Genomic DNA, 21,385 nt, shown 5'->3' with positions numbered 1-21,385 from the left:
CACCATGGCGGGACAGAAGATCCGCATCCGGCTCAAGGCCTACGACCACGAGGTCATCGACACCTCCGCGAAGAAGATCGTTGAGACGGTGACGCGGACGGGCGCCAAGGTCGCGGGCCCGGTGCCGCTGCCGACCGAGAAGAACGTGTACTGCGTCATCCGCTCGCCGCACAAGTACAAGGACAGCCGCGAGCACTTCGAGATGCGCACGCACAAGCGGTTGATCGACATCATCGACCCGACGCCCAAGACGGTCGACTCGCTGATGCGGCTCGACCTTCCGGCCGGCGTTGACATCGAGATCAAGCTCTAAGGGACGCACCGAGAGATGAGTACGCAGAGGAAGGGCGTCCTGGGCGAGAAGCTCGGCATGACCCAGGTCTTCGACGATGAGGGCCGGATCGTTCCGGTGACCGTCGTCCAGGCCGGGCCGTGTGTCGTCACCCAGCTCAAGACCCAGGAGAAGGACGGCTACGCCGCCGTCCAGATCGGGTACGGGCAGATCGACCCGCGCAAGGTGAACAAGCCGAGCACGGGTCACTTCGAGAAGGCCGGCGTCACGCCGCGCCGTTTCCTCGTCGAACTGCGGGCTGACGACACCACCGAGTACGAACTCGGCCAGGAGATCACCGCCAGCGTCTTCGAGGCCGGCCAGAAGATCGACGTTACCGGCACGAGCAAGGGCAAGGGCACCGCCGGTGTCATGAAGCGCCACGGGTTCAAGGGCCTCGGCGCCTCGCACGGCACCCAGCGCAAGCACCGCTCGCCGGGCTCGATCGGCGGCTGCGCGACCCCGGGTCGCGTCTTCAAGGGCCTCCGCATGGCGGGACGGCACGGCAACGCCCGTACCACCGTGCAGAACCTGACCGTCCACGCCATCGACGCGGAGAAGAACCTGCTGCTCATCAAGGGCGCGGTTCCCGGTCCCAACGGCGGCGTGGTGCTGGTCCGCGACGCAGTGAAGGGGACGGGCAAGTGACCTCCAAGCTCGACATCGACCTGCCCGCCGAGGTCTTCGACGCGAAGACCAGCGTGCCGCTGATCCACCAGGTCGTGGTGGCGCAGCTGGCCGCGGCGCGCCAGGGCACGCACGCCACCAAGACCCGCGGCGACGTCCGCGGCGGCGGCAAGAAGCCGTACCGGCAGAAGGGCACCGGCCGCGCCCGCCAGGGCTCGACCCGCGCGCCCCAGTTCGCCGGCGGCGGCACCGTGCACGGCCCGCAGCCGCGGGACTACGCGCAGAAGACGCCCAAGAAGATGAAGGCCGCCGCGCTGCGCGGCGCCCTGTCCGACCGCGCCCGGTACGGCCGGGTGCACGTCGTGGACGGGCTCATCGAGGGCGACACCCCGAAGACGAAGACGGCGCTGAAGGCCCTGCGCGAGGTCACCGAGGCCAAGCGCGTCCTCCTGGTCCTGGACCGCGAGGACGAGCTGACCTGGAAGAGCCTGCGCAACGAGCCGAGCGTGCACGTGCTCGTCTCCGACCAGCTCAACACCTACGACGTGCTGGTGAACGATGACGTCGTCTTCACGAAGGCGGCGTACGACGAGTTCATCTCGCGCGCGGCGAAGAAGTAAGGAGGGTCGCACATGAACAAGATCGCTGACCCCCGCGACGTCATCATCGCGCCGGTCGTCTCGGAGAAGAGCTACGGGCTGCTGGACGAGAACAAGTACACGTTCGTCGTCCGCCCGGACGCCAACAAGACGCAGATCAAGCAGGCCGTCGAGGCGGTGTTCGGCGTCAAGGTGACGAACGTGAACACGCTCAACCGCCCGGGCAAGCGCAAGCGGACCCGGTTCGGCTACGGCAAGCGCAAGGACACCAAGCGCGCCATCGTCAGCCTGGCTGAGGGCGAGCGGATCGACATCTTCGGCGGCCCGGCCTAAGCAGGCCGAGGTCCCGAAGCAGACAAGGGATGAACGAAAAAGATGGGCATCCGTAACTACAAGCCGACGACTCCGGGGCGTCGCGGCTCCAGCGTGGCCGACTTCGTCGAGATCACGCGCGACGAGCCGGAGAAGTCGCTGCTGCGTCCGCTCCCCAAGAAGGGCGGCCGCAACAACCACGGCCGCATCACGACCCGGCACCAGGGCGGCGGGCACAAGCGCGCCTACCGCCTGATCGACTTCCGCCGGCACGACAAGGACGGCGTGCCGGCCAAGGTCGCGCACATCGAGTACGACCCGAACCGCACCGCGCGGATCGCGCTGCTGCACTACGTGGACGGCGAGAAGCGCTACATCCTCGCCCCCCGCGGCCTGAAGCAGGGCGACCGGGTGGAGAACGGGCCGGGCGCGGACATCAAGCCGGGCAACTGCCTGCCGCTGCGCAACATCCCGACCGGTACGGTCGTGCACGCCATCGAGCTCCGCCCCGGCGGCGGCGCCAAGATCGCCCGCAGCGCGGGCGCCGGCGTCCAGCTGCTGGCCAAGGAGGGCAAGTACGCCACGCTGCGCATGCCCTCCGGCGAGATGCGGATGGTGGACGTGCGCTGCCGCGCGACGGTCGGCGAGGTCGGCAACGCCGAGCAGTCGAACATCAACTGGGGCAAGGCCGGCCGCATGCGGTGGAAGGGCAAGCGCCCGACCGTCCGCGGTGTCGCCATGAACCCGATCGACCACCCGCACGGCGGTGGTGAGGGCAAGACCTCCGGTGGCCGCCACCCGGTGAACCCCGCCGGCAAGAAGGAAGGCCGCACTCGCCAGGCGAACAAGTCGAGCGACCGGCTGATCGTCCGTCGTCGCAGCAAGAAGAAGCGGTAGGAGTCGCTCGTCATGCCACGTAGCCTTAAGAAGGGCCCGTTCGTGGACGACCACCTGATGAAGAAGGTGGACGTCCAGAACGAGAAGGGCACCAAGAACGTCATCAAGACGTGGTCGCGGCGCTCCATGATCGTGCCGGACATGATCGGTCACACGATCGCCGTGCACGACGGCCGCAAGCACGTCCCGGTGTTCATCACCGACGCCATGGTGGGGCACAAGCTCGGCGAGTTCGCGCCGACGCGCACGTTCCGCAGCCACGTCAAGGAAGACCGCCGCAGCCGCCGAGGCTGAGCAGGCAGAGCAGAATCGTACGGAGAGGAACAGCGATGGAAGCCAGGGCCCAGGCGCGGTACATCCGCGTCACGCCCAGGAAGGCCCGCCGCGTGGTGGACCTCATCCGCGGCCTGCCTGCCGCGGAGGCTCAGGCGGTGCTGCGGTTCGCCCCCCAGGCTGCGAGTGAGCCGGTGGGCAAGGTGCTGGCGAGTGCCATCGCCAACGCCGAGCACAACTTCAAGCTCGACTCGGACACGCTCGTCGTGAGCCGTGCGTGGGTGGACGAGGGGCCGACGCTCAAGCGTTTCCGCCCCCGTGCCCAGGGCCGGGCTTACCGCATCAACAAGCGCACGAGCCACATCACGGTGGTCGTGGAGTCGCGGGACGACGCGGTTTCCGCGTCGGGCGGCGGTAAGAAGACGAGGAGGGCCCGGTAGTGGGTCAGAAGATCAACCCGCACGGGTTCCGGCTCGGCATCACCACCGACCACAAGTCCGTGTGGTTCGCCGACAAGCTCTACAAGGACTACGTCAAGGAAGACGTCCAGATCCGGCGCATGCTGCAGAAGGGCATGGACCGGGCGGGCATCTCCAAGGTGGAGATCGAGCGGACCCGTGACCGCGTCGAGGTCAACATCCACACCGCCCGGCCGGGCATCGTCATCGGCCGCCGCGGCGCGGAGGCCGAGCGGCTGCGCGGCGACCTGGAGAAGCTGACCGGCAAGCAGGTCCGGCTGAACATCCTCGAGGTGAAGAACCCCGAGATCGACGCGCAGCTCGTCGCGCAGGGCGTGGCCGAGCAGCTGTCCAGCCGGGTCGCGTTCCGCCGCGCCATGCGCAAGGCGATCCAGTCCGCGATGAAGTCCGGCGCCAAGGGCATCAAGGTGCAGTGCGGCGGCCGTCTCGGCGGCGCCGAGATGTCGCGGTCGGAGTTCTACCGCGAGGGCCAGGTCCCGCTGCACACGCTGCGCGCCGACATCGACTACGGCTTCTACGAGGCCCGGACGACGTTCGGCCGCATCGGCGTCAAGGTGTGGATCTACAAGGGCGAGGCCGCGCAGACCCGCGCCGAGCGCGAGCAGCAGGCCGCGCAGCAGCGCGCGGCCGGCGGCGGTGGCGGCCGTGAGCGCCGCGGCGAGCGCCGTGGCGGCGGCGGCCGCGGTGGCCGTGGCGGCCGCGGCGGCGCCGGTGGCGAGCGCGGCGGCGACCGCGGCGCCCGCGGCGGCGAGCAGAAGCAGCAGCAGGTTTCCGAGCAGCCGGCCCCGGCGGCCGAGGCTGCTCCGCAGGGTGAGGGGAGCTGAGTAACCGATGCTGATCCCTCGCAAGGTCAAGCACCGCAAGCAGCACCACCCGAAGCGCCGTGGCATGGCCAAGGGCGGCACGAGGGTGACGTTCGGCGAGTACGGCATCCAGGCCGTCGAGTCCGCGTACGTGACGAACCGGCAGATCGAGGCCGCGCGAATCGCGATGACGCGCCACATCAAGCGCGGCGGCAAGGTCTGGATCAACATCTTCCCGGACCGTCCGCTGACCAAGAAGCCCGCCGAGACCCGCATGGGCTCCGGTAAGGGCTCCGTGGAGTGGTGGGTGGCCAACGTGAAGCCGGGCCGCGTGCTGTTCGAGATCTCCTACCCGAACGAGCAGGTGGCTCGGGAGGCGCTCACCCGCGCGATCCACAAGCTTCCCATGAAGTGCAAGATCGTTAAGCGAGAGGTGGGTGAGTCCTGATGGCCAAGGGTCTTACCGCCGACGACCTGCGGACCGAGCCCGAGGACGTCCTGGTCACCAAGCTCAAGGAGGCCAAGGAGGAGCTGTTCAACCTCCGCTTCCAGGCCGCGACCGGCCAGCTTGAGAGCCACGGGCGGCTGCGCACCGTCAAGCGCGAGATCGCCCGCATCTACACCGTGATGCGGGAGCGCGAGCTCGGCATCGTCACGGTCGCCGAGGACGACGCCGCGGAGGGCAACGAATGACCGAGCAGCAGACGGAGCAGCGGACCACCCGCAAGGTCCTTGAGGGCCTCGTGGTCAGCGACAAGATGGACAAGACCGTGGTCGTGTCCGTCGAGGACCGCGTGACCCACCGCAGGTACCACAAGGTGATCCGCCGCACGAAGAACTACAAGGCGCACGACGAGGGCAACGAGTGCGGCGTGGGCGACCGCGTCCGGCTCATGGAGACCCGTCCGCTGTCGGCCACCAAGCGGTGGCGCGTGGTGGAGATCCTCGAGAAGGCCAAGTAGGCCCGCGGGGCGCGAGTCCCGCACTTGTACATGACTGGTTCCACCAGGCTGGCCGGACGAGATCCGGTGCAGAACCGGTGTGACGAACAGGAGTTGACGTGATCCAGCAGGAGTCGCGACTCAAGGTCGCCGACAACACGGGTGCGAAGGAGATCCTTTGCATCCGGGTTCTCGGCGGCTCGGGTCGGCGCTACGCGGGAGTCGGCGACATCATCGTCGCGACGGTGAAGGACGCCCTTCCCGGCGCGGGCGTGAAGAAGGGTGACGTCGTCAAGGCGGTCGTCGTGCGCACCCGCAAGGAGCGCCGGCGCCCGGACGGCTCCTACATCCGCTTCGACGAGAACGCCGCCGTCCTGATCCGGGACGGCGGCGACCCCCGCGGCACCCGTATCTTCGGCCCGGTGGGCCGTGAACTGCGCGAGAAGAAGTTCATGCGCATCATCTCGCTCGCGCCGGAGGTGCTCTGATGAAGATCCGCAAGGGCGACGAGGTCATCGTCCTCGCCGGCAAGGACAAGGGCGCGACGGGCAAGGTCCTGCGCGTCGACCCGCGCGCCGAGCGCGTCGTCGTCGAGGGCGTCAACCTCATCACCAAGAACATCAAGGCCGACCAGCAGCGCGCCGGCAAGGAGAGCGGCCGCGTCACGGTGGAGGCGCCGCTGCACGCCAGCAACGTCGCCATCGTCGAGGACGGCAAGCCGGTACGGGTCGGTTACCGCACCAACGACGACGGCACGAAGGTCCGGATCTCGCGCCGTAGCGGTAAGGAGATCTGAGACCGATGACCGAGACCGTCACCGAGCGTCCCGTGCCGACGCCGAGGCTCAAGGTCCGCTACCGCGAGGAGATCGCGGGGCAGATGCGCGAGCAGTTCGGCTACGCCAACGTCATGCAGATTCCCACGCTGACCAAGATCGTGGTCAACATGGGCGTCGGCGACGCGGCCAAGGACGCCAAGCTGATCGAGGGCGCGATCCGCGACCTGTCGGTGATCACCGGCCAGAAGCCGGCGGTCAACCGGGCCCGCAAGTCCATCGCGCAGTTCAAGCTGCGCGAGGGCATGCCGATCGGCGCGCACGCCACGCTGCGCGGCGACCGCATGTGGGAGTTCCTGGACCGGCTGCTCGCCACCGCGCTGCCCCGCATCCGCGACTTCCGCGGCCTGTCGCCGAAGCAGTTCGACGGCAACGGCAACTACACCTTCGGGCTGACCGAGCAGGTCATGTTCCACGAGGTCGACCCGGACAAGGTCGACCGGCAGCGGGGCATGGACATCACGGTCGTGACGACCGCGAAGACCGACGACGAGGGCCGGGCGCTGCTCAAGCTCCTGGGCTTCCCCTTCAAGGAGAGCTGAGCATGGCGAAGAAGTCGCTGATCGCCAAGGCGGCGCGGAAGCCGAAGTTCGAGGTGCGCGCGTACACTCGTTGCTCGCGCTGCGGGCGTCCGCGCTCCGTCTACCGGAAGTTCGGCCTCTGCCGGGTGTGCTTCCGGGAGATGGCCCACCGCGGCGAGCTGCCCGGCATCACGAAGTCCAGCTGGTGACCGCATCCCCCGGGGCCCCGGCCCCGGGGGGCGGACGCCGGCCTGTAATGACCAACCGGGCGCCCGAGAGGGCGTCCACGACCGCGCCAAAGGTCCACGGGCCGCATCAACCCGAGGAAACCGTGGCGAGGGAGGGCCTGTAGGCCATGACGATGACCGACCCGATCGCAGACATGCTGACGCGTCTGCGTAACGCGAATTCGGCGTACCACGACTCAGTGGCGATGCCGTACTCGAAGATCAAGGCGCACATCGCCGAGATCCTCCAGCAGGAGGGCTACATCTCGGGCTGGAACGTGCAGGACGCCAAGGTGGGCAAGGAGCTCGTGATCGAGCTCAAGTTCGGCCCCACCCGGGAGCGTTCGATCGCCGGCATCAAGCGCGTCTCGAAGCCGGGTCTGCGCGTGTACGCGAAGAAGGACAACCTGCCGAGGGTCCTGGGCGGACTGGGCGTCGCGATCATCTCGACGTCCTCCGGCCTGATGACCGACCGGCAGGCGGGCAAGCGCGGCGTGGGCGGGGAAGTCCTCGCCTACGTCTGGTGAGGGGAGGTACCGAACAATGTCTCGTATTGGACGTCTTCCCATCACCGTGCCCAGCGGTGTCGAGGTGAGCCTCGACGGCCGGGAGGTCACCGTCAAGGGGCCGAAGGGCACGCTGTCGCACACCGTCGCCGAGCCCATCGAGGTCAGCCAGGAGGACGGCAAGATCGTCGTCACCCGGCCGAACGATGTGAACAAGGTGCGCGGGCTGCACGGGCTGACCCGGACGCTGATCAACAACATGGTCGTCGGGGTGACCGACGGCTACAAGAAGACCCTGGTCATCCAGGGCGTCGGCTACCGGGTGGTGGCCAAGGGGCAGAACGTCGAGTTCTCCCTCGGCTACAGCCACCCGATCCCGTTCGAGGCCCCGGACGGCATCAAGTTCACGGTCGAGAAGCCGACGCAGCTGACCGTCGAGGGCATCGACAAGCAGCTCGTCGGCGAGATCGCCGCCCGCATCCGCAAGCTGCGCAAGCCGGACCCGTACAAGGGCAAGGGCGTGCGCTACGAAGGTGAGCAGATCCGCCGCAAGGTCGGAAAGGCTGGTAAGTAGTCATGGCAGGCACCAAGACCCTGGCCGCGAAGGCCACGTCGGCGCGGGCCAAGTCCCGCAAGCGCCGGCACCTGCGGGTCCGGAAGAAGGTCGTGGGCAGCGCCGCGCGGCCTCGCCTGGTCGTGACCCGCTCCAGCCGGCACGTGTTCGTCCAGGTCATCGACGACGACAAGGGCCACACGCTGGCCAGCGCGTCGACGATGGAGGCCGACCTGCGCGCCGACTCCGGCGACAAGACGGCCAAGTCCCGCAAGGTCGGCGAGCTCGTCGCCCGCCGGGCCCAGGACGCCGGCGTCCACTCGGTCGTGTTCGACCGCGGTGGGCACAAGTACCACGGCCGCATCGCCGCTGTCGCGGACGGTGCGCGCGAGGGGGGCCTCGAGCTCTAATGACCGTCCTCCAGCCCCCACCCACCACCTTTATCGGAAGGAACCACTGATGGCAGCGCAGAGGCGTGGTGGCGGTCAGGGTGGCGACCGTCGCGACCGCCGCGACGACCGCCGCGGTGGCGCCGACAAGGGCCAGTCGTACATCGAGAAGGTCGTGGCGATCAACCGTGTCGCCAAGGTCGTCAAGGGCGGGCGTCGCTTCAGCTTCACCGCCCTGGTGATCGTCGGTGACGGCAACGGCACCGTCGGCGTCGGCTACGGCAAGGCCAAGGAGGTGCCCGCGGCGATCGCCAAGGGCGTCGAAGAGGCCAAGAAGCACTTCTTCAAGGTGCCGCGGATCCAGGGCACCATCCCGCACCTGGTGCAGGCGCGGGACGCGGCGGGCGAGGTCCTGCTGCGTCCGGCCAGCCCCGGTACGGGCGTCATCGCCGGTGGCCCGGTGCGCGCCGTCCTGGAGGCCGCCGGCATCCACGACGTGCTGAGCAAGTCGCTGGGCAGCGACAACGCCATCAACATCGTGCACGCCACGATCGCGGGGCTGAAGTCGCTGAAGCGTCCGGAGGAGATCGCGGCCAAGCGCGGCCTGCCGATCGAGGACGTCGCCCCGGCGGCCATGCTGCGCGCCCGCGCGGCGGGCAGCGAGCCCAGGGCGGAGGCCGCGTCGTCATGACGAACCTGAAGATCACGCAGACCAAGTCCGTGATCAGCGAGAAGCAGAACCAGCGTGACACGCTGCGCACCCTCGGCCTGAAGAAGATCGGGCAGAGCGTGGTCCGCGAGGACCGCCCCGAGGTGCTCGGCATGATCCGGACGGTGGCGCACCTGGTCACCGTCGAGGAGGTCGACTGACATGGCGGCTGATCTCGGTAAGGACACCTCCGAGGGAACCCCGCTCAAGGTCCACGACCTGCGTCCGGCCCCCGGCGCCAACAAGGCCAAGACCCGCAAGGGCCGCGGCGAGGCGTCCAAGGGCAAGACCGCGGGCCGCGGCACCAAGGGCACGAAGGCCCGCAGCACCGTCCCCGTCGGGTTCGAGGGCGGCCAGATGCCGCTGATCCGCCGGGTGCCGAAGCTGAAGGGCTTCAAGAACCCGAACCGGGTCGAGTTCCAGGTCGTGAACCTGGACAAGCTCGCCGCGCTCTACCCCGAGGGCGGCGAGGTCACGGCGGAGGACCTGGCGGCCAAGGGCGCGGTGCGCGGCGGCCGTCCGGTCAAGGTCCTCGGCACGGGCGAGATCTCCGTCGCGGTCCAGGTGAAGGCGCACGCCTTCTCCGGCACCGCGAAGGAGAAGATCGCCGCCGCCGGTGGGTCCACCGACGAGCTGTAAGAAGGACGACGTCCGATGCCGGGGCCGTACTCGCCGAGCACCCGGGGCCGTGAAGGCTCCGGGAAAGGCGGGGCGGCCCCGGTGTCATCTGCTGTTAGAGTCCTACGGGCGAAGGCGACTCGCGTGAGATTGCGCACTTACGCGTCTCCTCGGGTATCCTCCGCCCGTTCTCATGCTGTAGCCGGCCCCTCGGTGGCCGTGAACCCGCCAGTCACGCAGGAGGAATGGTGCTGACCGCGTTCGCTCGGGCTTTCCGTACGCCTGACCTGCGTAAAAAACTTCTGTTCACGTTGTTCATGATCTTGGTGTTCCGGATCGGTTCGATCCTGCCGACGCCGAACGTGAACGTGAAGGTGCTGAAGGACACCGCGGACGCGGCCAAGGAGAGCAACCAGCTCTACGGCCTCGTCGACCTGTTCAGCGGCGGCGCGCTGCTGAAGCTGTCGATCTTCGCGCTGGGCATCATGCCGTACATCACGGCGAGCATCATCCTGCAGCTGCTGGTGGTCGTGATTCCGCGGCTGGAGGCCCTGAAGAAAGAGGGCCAGGCCGGCACGACGAAGATCACACAGTACACCCGCTACCTGACGGTCGGGCTGGCGATCCTCCAGGCCACCGGCATCGTGGCGATGGCGAGCACCGGGCAGCTGTTCCAGGGCGTGTCCGGCAGCGGCGACATCCTCTACGACACCGGCCTCTTCCCGATCATCACGATGGTGATCTGCATGGTGGCGGGCACCACGGTCATCATGTGGCTGGGCGAGCTGATGACCGACCGCGGCGTCGGCAACGGCATGTCCGTCCTGATCTTCACCCAGGTCGTGGCCGTCTTCCCCGGCCAGTTCTGGGGGATCTACAAGGCCAAGAACGGCTTCGTCTTCGCGATCGTGATCCTGGTCGGCCTCGCCATCATGGCGGGCGTCGTGTTCGTCGAGCAGGCGCAGCGGCGCATCCCCGTCCAGTACGCCAAGCGGATGGTGGGCCGGCGCATGTACGGCGGGACGTCGACCTACATCCCGCTGAAGGTGAACCAGGCCGGCATCATCCCGATCATCTTCGCGTCCTCGCTGCTCTACCTGCCGATCCTGGCGACGCAGCTGTGGCCCAACACCAAGTGGCTGCAGAAGGTCCAGCCCTACCTGCAGCAGGACAACGCCTGGCACATGGGCTTCTACTTCGTCTTGATCATCTTCTTCACCTACTTCTACGTGGCGATTACGTTCAACCCCACTGAAGTGGCCGACAACATGAAGAAGTATGGTGGATTCATCCCAGGTATCCGTCCTGGTCGGCCGACCGCCGAATACCTCGACTTCGTGCTGACCCGGATCACCGCGCCGGGTGCGCTGTACCTGGGGCTCGTGTCCCTGATCCCGATGGTGGCGTTCGCACTCCTGAACGCGACCCAGGACTTCCCCTTCGGTGGCGCGAGCATCCTCATCGTCGTCGGCGTCGGACTGGATACCGTGAAGCAGATCGAGAGTCAGCTGCAGCAGCGCAACTACGAGGGCTTCCTCCGGTAGTGCGTATCGTGCTGGTGGGCCCCCCGGGAGCGGGCAAGGGGACGCAGGCCCAGTTCATCGCATCTCATCTGTCGGTCCCGAAGATCTCGACAGGTGACATCTTCCGCGCCAACGTCAGCGGCGGGACCGAACTCGGCCTGCAGGCCAAGCAGTTCATGGACCGCGGCGACCTCGTCCCCGACGAGGTCACGATCGCGATGGTCCGCGACCGGCTCGGCGAGGAGGACGCCCGCGACGGGTTCCTGCTGGACGGGTTCCCGCGCAACGTCCCGCAGGCGGAGACGCTCAAGAAGATCCTCGCCGAGTGGGACGCGCGCCTCGACATCGTCCTGGAGCTCGTCGTCGACGAGGACGAGGTCGTCCGGCGGCTGTCGGGCCGGCGCACCTGCGACCGGTGCGGCCGGATCTGGCACGTCGACTTCGACGACAAGCAGGACGACATCTGCGACGACTGCGGCGGTCACCTGTTCCAGCGGGACGACGACAAGGAAGAGGTCGTCATGCACCGCCTGGAGGTGTACCGGCACGACACGGCGCCGCTGGTGCAGTTCTACGCCGACGAGAACATCCTCGTCGGCATCGACGCCACGGGCCCGGTCGAAGAGGTCACGAAGCGCGCTCTGGCCGCGCTGCGCCCGCTGGAGAAGTGACGGGCGGGCGCGGAGCCACCGGTTCCGCGCCCCGCCCGGCGGCGGCCGAACCGGTGCAGGGGGAATGATGTTCAGACGGCGTAGGCCCACCATCCAGATGAAGACCCCGGAGCAGGTCGAGCTGATGCGGGCGGCGGGCCTGCTCGTCGGCCGGACGCTGGAGCTGCTGCGCGGCGCGGTCAAGCCGGGGATCACCACCCTGGACCTCGACGCGCTCGCCGAGGAGCACATCCGCGACAACGGCGGCGTCCCGTCCTTCAAGGGCTACCACGGCTTCACCGGGACGATCTGCGCCTCGGTCAACGAGGAGATCGTCCACGGCATCCCGCGCGCCGGCAAGACGCTGCGCGACGGCGACGTCATCTCGATCGACTGCGGCGCGATCGTCGAGGGCTGGCACGGCGACGCGGCGATCACGGTGCCGGTCGGCGAGATCACCGACGAGCTGCGGCGGCTGCTGGAGGTCACCGAGACGTCTCTGTGGTCCGGTCTGGCGGCCGGAAGGGCCGGGGCCCGCCTGACGGACATGTCGCACGCGATCGAGGCTCACATTCGCTCTCAGGGCCGCTACGGCATCGTTGAGGGCTACGGGGGGCACGGCATCGGCACCGAGATGCACATGGACCCGCTGATCCCCAACCACGGCGAGGCCGGGCACGGGCCCGTCCTGGAGCCGGGGATGTGCTTCGCGGTCGAGCCGATGGTGAACCTCGGCACCAAGGAGACCCGCGAGCTGGACGACGGCTGGACGGTCGTGACCACCGACGGGCGGTACTCGGCGCACTTCGAGCACACGTTCGCGGTCACCGCGGACGGCCCGCGCGTGCTGACCGCCCTCGATGAGGGCCGCGCATGGTTCCAGAAGCTCGGCTCGGACGCGCAGAATGGGACTGACAGCTCGTCCTGAGAAGCGGAGGAACGATGGCGCCGAACCCTGACGTCCGGGCGTCGGACGCCGACCGCGACCGGGTGGCCGCGAGCCTGCGGGAGCACTGCGCCCTCGGCCGGATCACGATGGACGAGCTCCAGGAGCGGCTGGAGAGCGTCTACGCGTCCAAGACCTTCGGGGAGCTGCAGGAGGTCACGGCCGACCTGCCGGAGGAGGACCTCTACCAGCTGCCCGTCCCGGCCACCCAGCCCAAGAGCACCGCCACCGCGGCGCGGCCCGCCTCCGGCGATCTGGAGCTGCGGGGCGCGCTCGCGATGTGGGGCGCGTGGGCCACCGTCAGCGCGATCAACCTCACCATCTGGCTGATCGTGCTGGTGACCTACGGCGCGGTCTACCCGTGGTGGATCTGGGTGGCGGGCCCGTGGGGCGCCATCCTGCTGATGCGCACGATCTTCGGGGGCCGCTCCGGGCACGGCTGACGGTTCACTCCACGTCCATCAGCGGCCGGTAGTTGCCGGTCGGGGCGAAGTGCGTGGTGGCGGTGCCGTCCGCGCCGATGAGGTGGAGCGCGAACCCGGCGGGCTCGCCGGTGACGGCGGCGCGGCCCTGCTTGGTGAGGTCGAGGAACAGCTGCCGGTAGGTGCTCGGGCAGGTGGTGCTGACCCGTCCCGCGAGCGACCCGACCGACGCCCGGTGGACGTGCCCGGAGATCACCCGCACCACCTGCGGGTGCCGGGACAGCACCGCCGCGAACCCGGCCGGGTCGACGAACCGCAGGTCGTCGATGAACCGCATCCCGATCGGGTATGCGGGATGGTGGGTGGCGACGACCGTCGGCGTGTCGGGCGCCTCCCGCAGCACCTCGTCGAGCCAGCGGAGCCTGTCCTCGCTCATGTGCCCGTGGGAGTGGCCGTCGACGGTGGTGTCGCAGCAGACCAGCCGCACGCCCGCGACGTCCACGGCGTACTGCAGGGGCGCCCGCGGGGCGGTACCGGTCGCGGCGACCGCCGGGTGGTCGGCGAACGCCTTCCGCATCTCGTCGCGGTCGTCGTGGTTGCCGCACATCGGGTAGACGGCCATCGGCAGCGGCGACAGCAGCGCGTGCAGCCGCGCGTACTCGGCGGGCCGCCCGCCGTCGGCGAGGTCGCCGGTGAGGACCACCGCGTCCGGACGGGCCGGCAGCGAGAGCAGGCTCGACACGGCGGCCCGCAGGGCGCGCACGGGGCCCGAGCCGTCGTCCACCTCGCCGTCGCGCCCGGCCGCCAGATGGATATCGCTCAGCTGCGCGATGATCGCCATCGATCCACTCCCCTTGCCCTGAAGACATCGCTGGGCCCGTCTCCGCACCACCCCCGGGCCGCGCCCCCCGGACGATCTTCGCCCTCGTCCGCCCGCACTGTCGACTCCGCCCCGTGAACAACGACATTACGGGCGTCTCCCACCGCCCGCCTCCACCCGCTGCCTTGCTCGGCGGTAGATCACACCGGAGGTACGGCCATGGCGACTGGCGGGCCGGCTTCGACCCGGCCCCCGGCCCGGAGACCCACCGCCTCTCCGACGGCCGCGTGATCCCGTCCCGCTGGTTCGCGAACGTGGAACCGGCCCTCACCCGCTGCCGCTCCTGGTGAACCCCGCCCGCGTCACGCAAGCGTTCCATCGCGGGGCCCGAGCCCCGCCGGCAGAGCCGTCGCTCAGGCGACGTGCGGGATGACCAGGGACAGGGCCGTGGTGACCTCTTCGGCGGGCGGGGCCACGTCGGGGACGACGTCGCGGAGGGCCAGCCAACCGTTGATGGCCTGGACCGTGGGCTTCGCCTCGACGAGCTGCGGGTCGTCCAGGCCGTACCAGGCGGCGACCTTGGACCAGCGCCACAGGCGGTGGCCGGCGGTCGACATCTCCGAGGGAGGGAAGCCGGTGGCACCGCGGGCGCCGGTGATCGCGTGCCGGACCGAGTCCAGCGAGCGGCCGACGCGCTCGGCGATGTCGCGGATCGTCAGCAGCGGGTCGGCCTCGACCTGGAGGACGTGCAGGCCGGGCGCGCTCTGCTCGACGTGCTCGACCACCTCCATGATCGACGCGGCGAGGGTGGCGCCGGACCACGAGCAGGACGCGTTGCCGGGGCGCTCCGCGTGCTGCGGCTCGCTGATGATCGAGACCGTGACCGCGCCGTGGGTGCGGTCGAAGAGCGGATCCAGTTCGTCCTCGTACAGGGGACGGCTGAGGATCAGCGCGAAGTCATAGCTCGGCATGCTGATCCTCCTCTGACGTCTCTCTCCTGAAAGGTACAACGCGCACGCGATGTATGCTTGTGTCGGGAGCAGTCTCCGGACTCGTGGCGTGCGTCGATTTCGCGTTGTGCGTCCGGTTGACGTAGACTCCTTTGTCGGTCCGTCGCCGGCCGCCTGATTCCCCGTTTCCGACGCTCGCGCGTCGTGGTGGGTTGCGGTCGATTCTCCACCGGAGACCCGGGCCGCGTCCAATGAGCCGATCAGTGAAGCGCGGAGGACATGCCCAAGAAAGAAGGGGCCATCGAGATCGAGGGCACCGTCATCGAGTCCCTCCCGAACGCCATGTTCCGGGTGGAGCTCGAGAACGGGCACAAGGTGCTCGCCCACATCAGCGGCAAGATGCGGATGCACTACATCCGGATCCTGCCGGACGACCGCGTCGTTGTGGAGCTGAGCCCCTACGACCTCACGCGCGGTCGGATCGTCTACCGCTACAAGTAACACCCACTGGGGTTGCCTTCCCTGTGTGTGGCGGCACAGGGGTGACCCTTATCTCTAGGAGACCCAGTGAAGGTCAAGCCGAGCGTCAAGAAGATCTGCAACAAGTGCCGCGTCATCCGCCGGCACGGCCGGGTCATGGTCATCTGCTCCGACCCGCGCCACAAGCAGCGTCAGGGCTGACGCCCACAACAGACAAGCGCACCGCAGCCTTCACACACGTGGCCGTACGAACCCATGATCGGGTCGTACGGCACCGGCGTGTGAGGACCACCCTCGGACCGTCGGAGGCCGAGGCCGCCACCCGGGCAGGGTGTGTGCGGACGCGGTGCGTCCATACCTCCGCACTATGAAGGGAACTGCCCACATGGCACGCCTCCTCGGCGTCGACCTCCCGCGCGAAAAGCGCTTGGAGGTCGCTCTCACCTACATCTTCGGCATCGGCCGGACGCGGGCGCTGGAGACCCTGGCGGGTACCGGCGTCAGCGGCGATCTGCGGGTGCACCAGCTCGGCGACGACGAGCTGATCAAGCTCCGCGACTGGATCGAGGCGAACTACAAGATCGAGGGTGACCTTCGCCGCGAGGTCCAGGCGGACATCCGCCGCAAGATCGAGATCGGGTGCTACCAGGGCATCCGGCACCGCCGCGGGCTTCCGGTCCACGGTCAGCGCACGCAGACCAACGCGCGCACCCGCAAGGGCAAGAAGAAGACCGTGGCCGGCAAGAAGAAGGCCGGCAAGAAGTAGTCCGGAGTCGGTCCTCCGGATCGATGACCTCAAGAGTAGAGAGAGCACATGCCTCCTAAGAGCCGTGTCGGCGCCAAGAAGGTGCGCCGCAAGGAAAAGAAGAACGTCGCTCACGGGCACGCCCACATCAAGAGCACGTTCAACAACACGATCGTCTCGATCACCGACCCCAACGGGAACGTGATCTCCTGGGCCTCCTCGGGCCACGTCGGTTTCAAGGGCTCGCGCAAGTCCACCCCGTTCGCCGCGCAGCAGGCCGCCGAGGCCGCCGCCCGGCGCGCGATGGAGCACGGCATGCGCAAGGTCGACGTCTTCGTGAAGGGCCCGGGCTCGGGCCGCGAGACCGCCATCCGCTCGCTGCAGGCGACCGGCCTCGAGGTGGGCTCGATCCAGGACGTCACGCCCGTTCCGCACAACGGCTGCCGCCCGCCCAAGCGTCGCCGGGTCTGAGGCAGGGGAGATCTAGAACAATGGCTCGTTACACCGGTGCGGACTGCAAGCTCTGCCGCCGCGAGAAGATGAAGCTGTTCCTCAAGGGCAGCAAGTGCATGGGCCCGAAGTGCCCGATCGAGATCCGTCCCTACCCGCCGGGTGAGCACGGTCGCGGTCGGCCCAAGGAGACCGAGTACCTGCTGCAACTTCGCGAGAAGCAGAAGGCGCGGCGCATCTACGGCGTCCTGGAGCGGCAGTTCCACAACTACTACGTCGAGGCGAACCGCCAGCAGGGCAAGACGGGTGACAACCTGCTCGCCCTCCTGGAGCGCCGGCTCGACAACGTCGTCTACCGGGGCGGCTTCGCCAAGTCCCGCGACATGGCCCGCCAGCTCATCCGGCACGGCCACATCCGGGTCAACGGCAAGAAGGTCAACATCCCGTCGGCCCTCGTGAACGAGGCCGACATCATCGACGTCAAGCCGAAGTCGATGGAGACGACGCCGTTCCAGGTCGCCAAGGCCGAGATCGGCGAGCGCCCCGTCCCGGCGTGGCTCGGCGTCGACGGCGAGAAGATGCGGATCCTCGTGCACTCGCTGCCCGTCCGCCAGCAGATCGAAGCTCCCGTCCAGGAGCAGCTGATCGTCGAGCTCTACTCCAAGTAGGAACCGGGTAGGGCTCAACGACCGCCGGGGTCCCGGACAGGGCCCCGGCGGATCGGGGAACACTCGAGAACGCGGTCGTCAAATAGCGGGCACCGCGGAAAGAAGGCACCACCATGCTCATCGCTCAGCGTCCCACTCTCACCGAAGAGCAGGTCGACGAGTACCGGTCGCGGTTCACCATCGAGCCGCTGGAGCCGGGCTTCGGCTACACGATCGGCAACTCGCTGCGTCGTACGCTGCTCTCCTCGATTCCCGGTGCGGCCGTCACCAGCATCCGGATCGAGGGCGTCCTCCACGAGTTCTCCACCGTCCCCGGGGTCAAGGAGGATGTCACCGACATCATCCTGAACCTGAAGGAGCTCGTCGTCTCCTCCGAGCACGACGAGCCCGTGGTCATGTACCTGCGCAAGCAGGGCCCGGGCGAGGTGACCGCGGCCGACATCGCGCCGCCGGCGGGCGTCGAGGTCCACAACCCGGACCTGCACATCGCCACGCTGAACAACAAGGCCAAGCTGGAGATGGAGCTGACGGTCGAGCGCGGCCGCGGCTACGTCTCCGCCGCGCAGAACAAGCAGCCGGGCCAGGAGATCGGCCGGATCCCGATCGACTCCATCTACTCGCCCGTGCTGAAGGTCACCTACAAGGTCGAGGCGACCCGAGTCGAGCAGCGCACCGACTTCGACCGCCTCATCCTGGACGTGGAGACCAAGCAGGCGATGCTGCCGCGCGACGCGGTCGCCTCCGCCGGCAAGACCCTCGTCGAGCTGTTCGGCCTGGCCCGGGAGCTCAACGTCGAGGCCGAGGGCATCGACATGGGCCCGTCCCCGACGGACGCCGCGCTCGCCGCGGACCTGGCCCTGCCGATCGAGGAGCTGAACCTCACGGTCCGCTCCTACAACTGCCTGAAGCGCGAGGGCATCCACTCGGTGGGCGAGCTCGTGGCACGCTCCGAGCAGGACCTGCTCGACATCCGCAACTTCGGCGCCAAGTCGATCGAAGAGGTCAAGCAGAAGCTCAACGACATGGGCCTGTCGCTGAAGGACTCCCCGCCCGGGTTCGACCCGAGCGCGGCGGCCGACAACTACGGCGACGACGACCAGAGCTACGCCGAGACCGAGCAGTACTAGAAACCCGATTCCGGACGGCCCGGGGGCGCGTTCCCCGGCCGTACCGGAACCAGCTGACACCGGTACCTGACACGGCCGGTGCAGGAAGGAAGCACGATGCCTCAGCCCACCAAGGGCGCCCGCCTCGGCGGGAGCGCCGCGCACCAGAAGCTGATCCTGGCGAACCTGGCGACGGCGCTGTTCGAGCACGGCCGCATCACCACCACCGAGGCCAAGGCCCGGCGGGTGCGTCCGCTGGCGGAGAAGCTGATCACCAAGGCCAAGAAGGGCGACCTGCACAACCGTCGCCTGGTGGCCCGCACGATCCGCGACAAGGGCGTCGTCCACGCGCTCTTCACCGAGATCGCGCCGAGCTTCGAGACCCGGCCCGGCGGCTACACCCGCATCACCAAGATCGGTCCGCGCAAGGGCGACAACGCGCCCATGGCGGTCATCGAGCTGGTGCGGGAGCCGATGCCGGCCGCCACCGGCAAGGCGGCGCCGAAGGTCGCCGAGGAGGAGCTGCCCGCCGAGGGCGAGGTCACCCTCAGCAAGGCCGCCGACACCGACGCCGAGCCCGAGGCCAAGGCCGCGGACGAGGCGGCGGACGCCAAGGCGGAGGACGGCAAGGAGTAGTTCGCCGCGCGAACTGGCCGAGCGTTTGCTCGACATTCGTCCAGGGCCCACCGTCCACAGCGGGCGGTGGGCCCTGTTCTTTGCCAGACTTGACACATGGTCAGGTCAGGGGAGCGGCGGCGCGCACACGCAAGGGATCGGAACAGCCACGTTGCAGAAGGATCAATCGGCTGACATGACCGCACTGGTACGACTCCGGCTCGACATCGGTTACGACGGGTCGGACTTCGCGGGCTGGGCGCGGCAGCCGAACCAGCGGACCGTGCAGGGCGTCATCGAGGACGCGCTGGCGCGGATGCTGCGGCTCGATCCGCCCCCCATGCTCACCGTCGCCGGCCGCACCGACGCGGGCGTCCACGCGAGCGGCCAGGTCGCGCACCTGGTGGTGCCGGTGGCGGCGTACTCGGCGATCAACGGGACGATGCCGCGCCGCCTCGCGGGGCTGCTCCCGCCGGACGTGCGGGTGTGGCGGGTGTCGATCGCGCCGGAGGGGTTCGACGCCCGGTTCTCCGCGCTGTCGCGCCGCTACGTGTACCGGGTGTGCGACAACCCCGTGGGGGTGGACCCGCTGCGCCGCCACGACGTGCTGTGGCATCCGCGCCCGCTCAACCTGGCCCGGATGAACGACGCCGCGCGGCGGCTGGTGGGCGAGGCCGACTTCGCCGCGTACTGCCGCAAGCGGGAGGGCGCGACGACGATCCGGGAGCTGCTGCGCTACGAGTGGGTCCGCGACGACCGCGACCCGCATCTGGCGCTCGCGACCGTGGAGGCCGACGCGTTCTGCCACTCGATGGTGCGGGCGCTCGTCGGCGCGCTGCTGATGGTGGGGGACGGGCGGCGCGAGGTGGAGTGGCCCGCGGAGGTGCTCGCCGCCCGCGTCCGCGACTCCGGTGTGAACGTGGCGCCCGCGCACGGGCTGTCGCTGGAGGAGATCCGCTACCCCGGCGACGACAGCCTGGCCAGGCGCGCGCAGGAGACCCGGCGGGTCCGGACGCTCAACGCGACCGCCGCCGCCAACGCCGCCGCCGAGCAGCAGCAGCCCGCCTCGTCCGAGCAGGGGACGGCCTAGACGCGACACGGCCGCGGGCCCCGGGGCGGGGGCGCGCGGCCGTGAGAGGGCCGGTCAGCCGCGGGCGCGGGCCATGATCGGGCGCAGGTCGTAGTCGAGGAACTGCTGGGCGGCCTGTTTGATCACCGGGTCGCCGGGCTCGGCCTTCTTGCCGTTCGCCCACTGGACGTAGGCGTAGGCCACGTACCGGCCGCGGACGGTCGCCGCCGCGTAGCCGCCGGCGCGGTCGATGTCCGGGGAGTGCTTGCCGGCCATGCCGCGAAACCACTCGTACGTGCCGGGGTCGCCGGCCCTGCTCACCGCGAGCGCGGCGTCCTTCGTCGGCATCACCGCGATCCCGGAGGTGACGGCGAGCTTGTTCGCCCGGTCGATGAACGTCGCGCGAACGATCTTGCGGCACTGCTGCTGCTGCAGGGTGCGGAGCATCGCGCCCCGGGCGGCGTACTTGACGTCGCGGTTGAGGGACCAGCGGTCGCGGGTGTACGTCCGCCCGCCCAATTTGACGACCACCTGCGGGAACACGTCGCGGAACGTGAGGTCCTTCGGGTCGGTCTTCTCGTCGGCGATGTTCGCCGGGCCGGTCGCGGGGGACGGCTCCGCCGGGGCCGCCGACGACGGCGCCGGGGCCGCGGACGGCTCGGCCGCCTTGCGGGCGCCGTCCTCGCTGCTCGGCTCCGTCCCGCCCAAGGTGAACAGCGCGATGCCGGCCGCGAGGACGACGGCCGCGCCGGCGCCGATCAGCACGGTGCGGCGCTTGTTCCCGCCGCCGGCCCTGCCGGTGCCGGGCGCGCCCTGGGGCGGCCGGCCGGGCGGCGGCGGTGTGTCGAGCGGGACGCCGCCCTCGGTGTGGTAGACCGGCGCGATCACGGGGATCTGGCCGTCGGCGACCGTGGCGCCGTCCGCGGTCTCGGTGTGCGGGAACGGTCCGCTGCCGGTGGGCGGCACCACGCCGCGCGGCAGGATCGCGTCGGGCACCAGCACGGCCGTCTGCGCGGACGACGCGCTCTCGGCCTCCTTCGCCTTCTCGAAGGCGGAGAGCGACGCGGGACCGTCCTCCGCGGCCTCGTTCACGGCGGGGTTGTCCACGGGGGTGTCGTCCTTCGGGGTGTCGTCCTCGGGGGCGGCGCCCTCCGGACGGACGGCCTGGAAGCCGTCGGGGTCGGTGTCGTCGGTCGAGACGGGGGGCTTGACGAGCGGCTCGGCGGGAACGGCGCCGCGGGAGTCGACCGGCGGCACTCCCGGGCCGGCGACGAGCGTCCCCGGCGAGATGCCGATGGTGGCCGGGTCCGCGGTGGAGGCC

37 protein-coding genes are annotated in these 21,385 nt (G+C 69.4%); 34 read left to right on the top strand and 3 right to left on the bottom strand.

Features of this window, described 5'->3' with window-relative positions:
* Window positions 1–4: 4 nt before the first annotated feature.
* The 25 genes from rpsJ (at window position 5) to ETD96_RS11430 (ending at window position 13,182) form a co-directional block, all read left to right on the top strand.
* Window positions 5–313 carry a 30S ribosomal protein S10 gene (gene rpsJ, locus ETD96_RS11550; protein WP_018657599.1) on the top strand — a complete coding sequence of 103 codons (309 nt, stop codon included), beginning with the start codon at window positions 5–7 and terminating at the stop codon, window positions 311–313.
* A gap of 15 nt (window positions 314–328) precedes the next feature.
* Window positions 329–979: a 50S ribosomal protein L3 gene (gene rplC, locus ETD96_RS11545; RefSeq protein WP_138636310.1), complete on the top strand. Its 651-nt coding sequence runs from the start codon at window positions 329–331 to the stop codon at window positions 977–979.
* Window positions 976–1,578 (top strand): 50S ribosomal protein L4, encoded by a 603-nt coding sequence (gene rplD, locus ETD96_RS11540; protein WP_138636309.1) that lies wholly within the window; start codon window positions 976–978, stop codon window positions 1,576–1,578. Before rplC ends, rplD begins: the two co-directional genes overlap by 4 nt.
* A 12-nt stretch (window positions 1,579–1,590) precedes the next feature.
* Window positions 1,591–1,890, top strand: coding sequence for a 50S ribosomal protein L23 (gene rplW, locus ETD96_RS11535; RefSeq protein ID WP_089324464.1), 300 nt, complete (start codon window positions 1,591–1,593; stop codon window positions 1,888–1,890).
* A gap of 42 nt (window positions 1,891–1,932) precedes the next feature.
* Entirely contained in the window at window positions 1,933–2,766 is an 834-nt protein-coding gene (gene rplB / locus ETD96_RS11530; RefSeq protein ID WP_089324463.1) for a 50S ribosomal protein L2, read from the top strand.
* A 12-nt stretch (window positions 2,767–2,778) separates the two neighbouring features.
* A complete protein-coding gene (rpsS, locus tag ETD96_RS11525) occupies window positions 2,779–3,060 on the top strand; it encodes a 30S ribosomal protein S19 (protein WP_067807019.1) in 282 nt (93 codons plus the stop codon).
* A 35-nt stretch (window positions 3,061–3,095) separates the two neighbouring features.
* Entirely contained in the window at window positions 3,096–3,479 is a 384-nt protein-coding gene (rplV, locus tag ETD96_RS11520) for a 50S ribosomal protein L22 (protein ID WP_138636308.1), read from the top strand.
* Window positions 3,479–4,342 carry a 30S ribosomal protein S3 gene (gene rpsC, locus ETD96_RS11515; RefSeq protein WP_138636307.1) on the top strand — a complete coding sequence of 288 codons (864 nt, stop codon included), beginning with the start codon at window positions 3,479–3,481 and terminating at the stop codon, window positions 4,340–4,342. The genes rplV and rpsC overlap by 1 nt, the downstream gene beginning before the upstream one ends.
* Before the next feature lie 7 nt (window positions 4,343–4,349).
* Window positions 4,350–4,769: a 50S ribosomal protein L16 gene (gene rplP / locus ETD96_RS11510; RefSeq protein ID WP_089314943.1), complete on the top strand. Its 420-nt coding sequence runs from the start codon at window positions 4,350–4,352 to the stop codon at window positions 4,767–4,769.
* Window positions 4,769–5,014: a 50S ribosomal protein L29 gene (gene rpmC / locus ETD96_RS11505; protein WP_089324460.1), complete on the top strand. Its 246-nt coding sequence runs from the start codon at window positions 4,769–4,771 to the stop codon at window positions 5,012–5,014. Before rplP ends, rpmC begins: the two co-directional genes overlap by 1 nt.
* Window positions 5,011–5,283, top strand: a complete 273-nt coding sequence (gene rpsQ / locus ETD96_RS11500) for a 30S ribosomal protein S17 (RefSeq protein WP_138636306.1) — start codon at window positions 5,011–5,013, stop codon at window positions 5,281–5,283. Before rpmC ends, rpsQ begins: the two co-directional genes overlap by 4 nt.
* Before the next feature lie 98 nt (window positions 5,284–5,381).
* Window positions 5,382–5,750 (top strand): 50S ribosomal protein L14, encoded by a 369-nt coding sequence (rplN, locus tag ETD96_RS11495; RefSeq protein WP_067629407.1) that lies wholly within the window; start codon window positions 5,382–5,384, stop codon window positions 5,748–5,750.
* Window positions 5,750–6,058 carry a 50S ribosomal protein L24 gene (rplX, locus tag ETD96_RS11490; RefSeq protein WP_138636305.1) on the top strand — a complete coding sequence of 103 codons (309 nt, stop codon included), beginning with the start codon at window positions 5,750–5,752 and terminating at the stop codon, window positions 6,056–6,058. Before rplN ends, rplX begins: the two co-directional genes overlap by 1 nt.
* Before the next feature lie 5 nt (window positions 6,059–6,063).
* Window positions 6,064–6,639 carry a 50S ribosomal protein L5 gene (gene rplE / locus ETD96_RS11485; RefSeq protein ID WP_138636304.1) on the top strand — a complete coding sequence of 192 codons (576 nt, stop codon included), beginning with the start codon at window positions 6,064–6,066 and terminating at the stop codon, window positions 6,637–6,639.
* A gap of 2 nt (window positions 6,640–6,641) precedes the next feature.
* Window positions 6,642–6,827: a type Z 30S ribosomal protein S14 gene (locus ETD96_RS11480; protein WP_138636303.1), complete on the top strand. Its 186-nt coding sequence runs from the start codon at window positions 6,642–6,644 to the stop codon at window positions 6,825–6,827.
* Window positions 6,828–6,973: 146 nt separating this feature from the next.
* The gene (gene rpsH, locus ETD96_RS11475) at window positions 6,974–7,372 is read left to right on the top strand and encodes a 30S ribosomal protein S8 (RefSeq protein ID WP_138636302.1); all 399 of its coding nucleotides are present in this window, start codon (window positions 6,974–6,976) and stop codon (window positions 7,370–7,372) included.
* 16 nt (window positions 7,373–7,388) lie between these two features.
* The gene (gene rplF, locus ETD96_RS11470) at window positions 7,389–7,925 is read left to right on the top strand and encodes a 50S ribosomal protein L6 (RefSeq protein WP_138636301.1); all 537 of its coding nucleotides are present in this window, start codon (window positions 7,389–7,391) and stop codon (window positions 7,923–7,925) included.
* A gap of 2 nt (window positions 7,926–7,927) precedes the next feature.
* The gene (gene rplR, locus ETD96_RS11465) at window positions 7,928–8,314 is read left to right on the top strand and encodes a 50S ribosomal protein L18 (RefSeq protein WP_138636300.1); all 387 of its coding nucleotides are present in this window, start codon (window positions 7,928–7,930) and stop codon (window positions 8,312–8,314) included.
* A gap of 49 nt (window positions 8,315–8,363) precedes the next feature.
* On the top strand, window positions 8,364–8,984 hold the full coding sequence (gene rpsE, locus ETD96_RS11460) for a 30S ribosomal protein S5 (protein WP_386874519.1): 621 nt from the start codon (window positions 8,364–8,366) through the stop codon (window positions 8,982–8,984).
* The gene (rpmD, locus tag ETD96_RS11455) at window positions 8,981–9,163 is read left to right on the top strand and encodes a 50S ribosomal protein L30 (protein WP_089324452.1); all 183 of its coding nucleotides are present in this window, start codon (window positions 8,981–8,983) and stop codon (window positions 9,161–9,163) included. Before rpsE ends, rpmD begins: the two co-directional genes overlap by 4 nt.
* A 1-nt stretch (window position 9,164) precedes the next feature.
* Entirely contained in the window at window positions 9,165–9,641 is a 477-nt protein-coding gene (gene rplO / locus ETD96_RS11450) for a 50S ribosomal protein L15 (protein ID WP_138636299.1), read from the top strand.
* A 227-nt stretch (window positions 9,642–9,868) separates the two neighbouring features.
* Entirely contained in the window at window positions 9,869–11,164 is a 1,296-nt protein-coding gene (gene secY, locus ETD96_RS11445; RefSeq protein WP_138636314.1) for a preprotein translocase subunit SecY, read from the top strand.
* Window positions 11,164–11,814, top strand: coding sequence for an adenylate kinase (locus ETD96_RS11440; protein WP_138636298.1), 651 nt, complete (start codon window positions 11,164–11,166; stop codon window positions 11,812–11,814). Before secY ends, ETD96_RS11440 begins: the two co-directional genes overlap by 1 nt.
* A gap of 67 nt (window positions 11,815–11,881) precedes the next feature.
* Window positions 11,882–12,721, top strand: coding sequence for a type I methionyl aminopeptidase (gene map / locus ETD96_RS11435; RefSeq protein ID WP_138636297.1), 840 nt, complete (start codon window positions 11,882–11,884; stop codon window positions 12,719–12,721).
* A 14-nt stretch (window positions 12,722–12,735) separates the two neighbouring features.
* Window positions 12,736–13,182 (top strand): DUF1707 SHOCT-like domain-containing protein, encoded by a 447-nt coding sequence (locus tag ETD96_RS11430; protein WP_138636296.1) that lies wholly within the window; start codon window positions 12,736–12,738, stop codon window positions 13,180–13,182.
* 4 nt (window positions 13,183–13,186) lie between these two features.
* Here the strand turns inward: ETD96_RS11430 and ETD96_RS11425 are convergent, their stop codons facing one another.
* On the bottom strand, window positions 13,187–14,002 hold the full coding sequence (locus ETD96_RS11425; protein ID WP_138636295.1) for a phosphodiesterase: 816 nt from the start codon (window positions 14,000–14,002) through the stop codon (window positions 13,187–13,189).
* Between the two features lie 113 nt (window positions 14,003–14,115).
* Here ETD96_RS11425 and ETD96_RS11420 point away from each other — a divergent pair, with 113 nt between their 5' ends.
* Entirely contained in the window at window positions 14,116–14,331 is a 216-nt protein-coding gene (locus tag ETD96_RS11420) for a hypothetical protein (RefSeq protein WP_138636294.1), read from the top strand.
* Between the two features lie 63 nt (window positions 14,332–14,394).
* Here ETD96_RS11420 and ETD96_RS11415 read toward each other — a convergent pair whose 3' ends face one another.
* Entirely contained in the window at window positions 14,395–14,952 is a 558-nt protein-coding gene (locus tag ETD96_RS11415) for a hypothetical protein (RefSeq protein ID WP_138636293.1), read from the bottom strand.
* A gap of 258 nt (window positions 14,953–15,210) precedes the next feature.
* On the opposite strand from ETD96_RS11415, the gene infA reads away from it, so the two are divergent.
* The 8 genes from infA (at window position 15,211) to truA (ending at window position 20,085) form a co-directional block, all read left to right on the top strand.
* On the top strand, window positions 15,211–15,432 hold the full coding sequence (gene infA, locus ETD96_RS11410) for a translation initiation factor IF-1 (protein ID WP_067629441.1): 222 nt from the start codon (window positions 15,211–15,213) through the stop codon (window positions 15,430–15,432).
* 66 nt (window positions 15,433–15,498) lie between these two features.
* Window positions 15,499–15,612 (top strand): 50S ribosomal protein L36, encoded by a 114-nt coding sequence (gene rpmJ, locus ETD96_RS11405; protein ID WP_021596712.1) that lies wholly within the window; start codon window positions 15,499–15,501, stop codon window positions 15,610–15,612.
* 184 nt (window positions 15,613–15,796) lie between these two features.
* Window positions 15,797–16,177 carry a 30S ribosomal protein S13 gene (gene rpsM, locus ETD96_RS11400; protein WP_138636292.1) on the top strand — a complete coding sequence of 127 codons (381 nt, stop codon included), beginning with the start codon at window positions 15,797–15,799 and terminating at the stop codon, window positions 16,175–16,177.
* Window positions 16,178–16,225: 48 nt separating this feature from the next.
* Entirely contained in the window at window positions 16,226–16,627 is a 402-nt protein-coding gene (gene rpsK / locus ETD96_RS11395) for a 30S ribosomal protein S11 (protein ID WP_021596710.1), read from the top strand.
* A 20-nt stretch (window positions 16,628–16,647) separates the two neighbouring features.
* Window positions 16,648–17,274: a 30S ribosomal protein S4 gene (rpsD, locus tag ETD96_RS11390; RefSeq protein WP_138636291.1), complete on the top strand. Its 627-nt coding sequence runs from the start codon at window positions 16,648–16,650 to the stop codon at window positions 17,272–17,274.
* A 113-nt stretch (window positions 17,275–17,387) separates the two neighbouring features.
* Window positions 17,388–18,401: a DNA-directed RNA polymerase subunit alpha gene (locus ETD96_RS11385; RefSeq protein WP_131741171.1), complete on the top strand. Its 1,014-nt coding sequence runs from the start codon at window positions 17,388–17,390 to the stop codon at window positions 18,399–18,401.
* A gap of 96 nt (window positions 18,402–18,497) precedes the next feature.
* Window positions 18,498–19,016, top strand: coding sequence for a 50S ribosomal protein L17 (gene rplQ / locus ETD96_RS11380; RefSeq protein WP_138636290.1), 519 nt, complete (start codon window positions 18,498–18,500; stop codon window positions 19,014–19,016).
* Window positions 19,017–19,191: 175 nt separating this feature from the next.
* Entirely contained in the window at window positions 19,192–20,085 is an 894-nt protein-coding gene (gene truA, locus ETD96_RS11375; protein ID WP_171068974.1) for a tRNA pseudouridine(38-40) synthase TruA, read from the top strand.
* Window positions 20,086–20,139: 54 nt separating this feature from the next.
* Here truA and ETD96_RS44595 read toward each other — a convergent pair.
* Window positions 20,140–21,385: hypothetical protein (locus ETD96_RS44595; RefSeq protein ID WP_171068973.1), on the bottom strand; the 1,246-nt coding region annotated here is incomplete at its 5' end.

Origin of the sequence: Actinomadura geliboluensis, assembly GCF_005889745.1 — a bacterium.
GTDB classification, from domain to species: domain Bacteria; phylum Actinomycetota; class Actinomycetes; order Streptosporangiales; family Streptosporangiaceae; genus Spirillospora; species Spirillospora geliboluensis.
The sequence above is the reverse complement of the archived record's forward strand: the minus strand, read 5'-3'. Positions and strand labels throughout refer to the sequence as shown.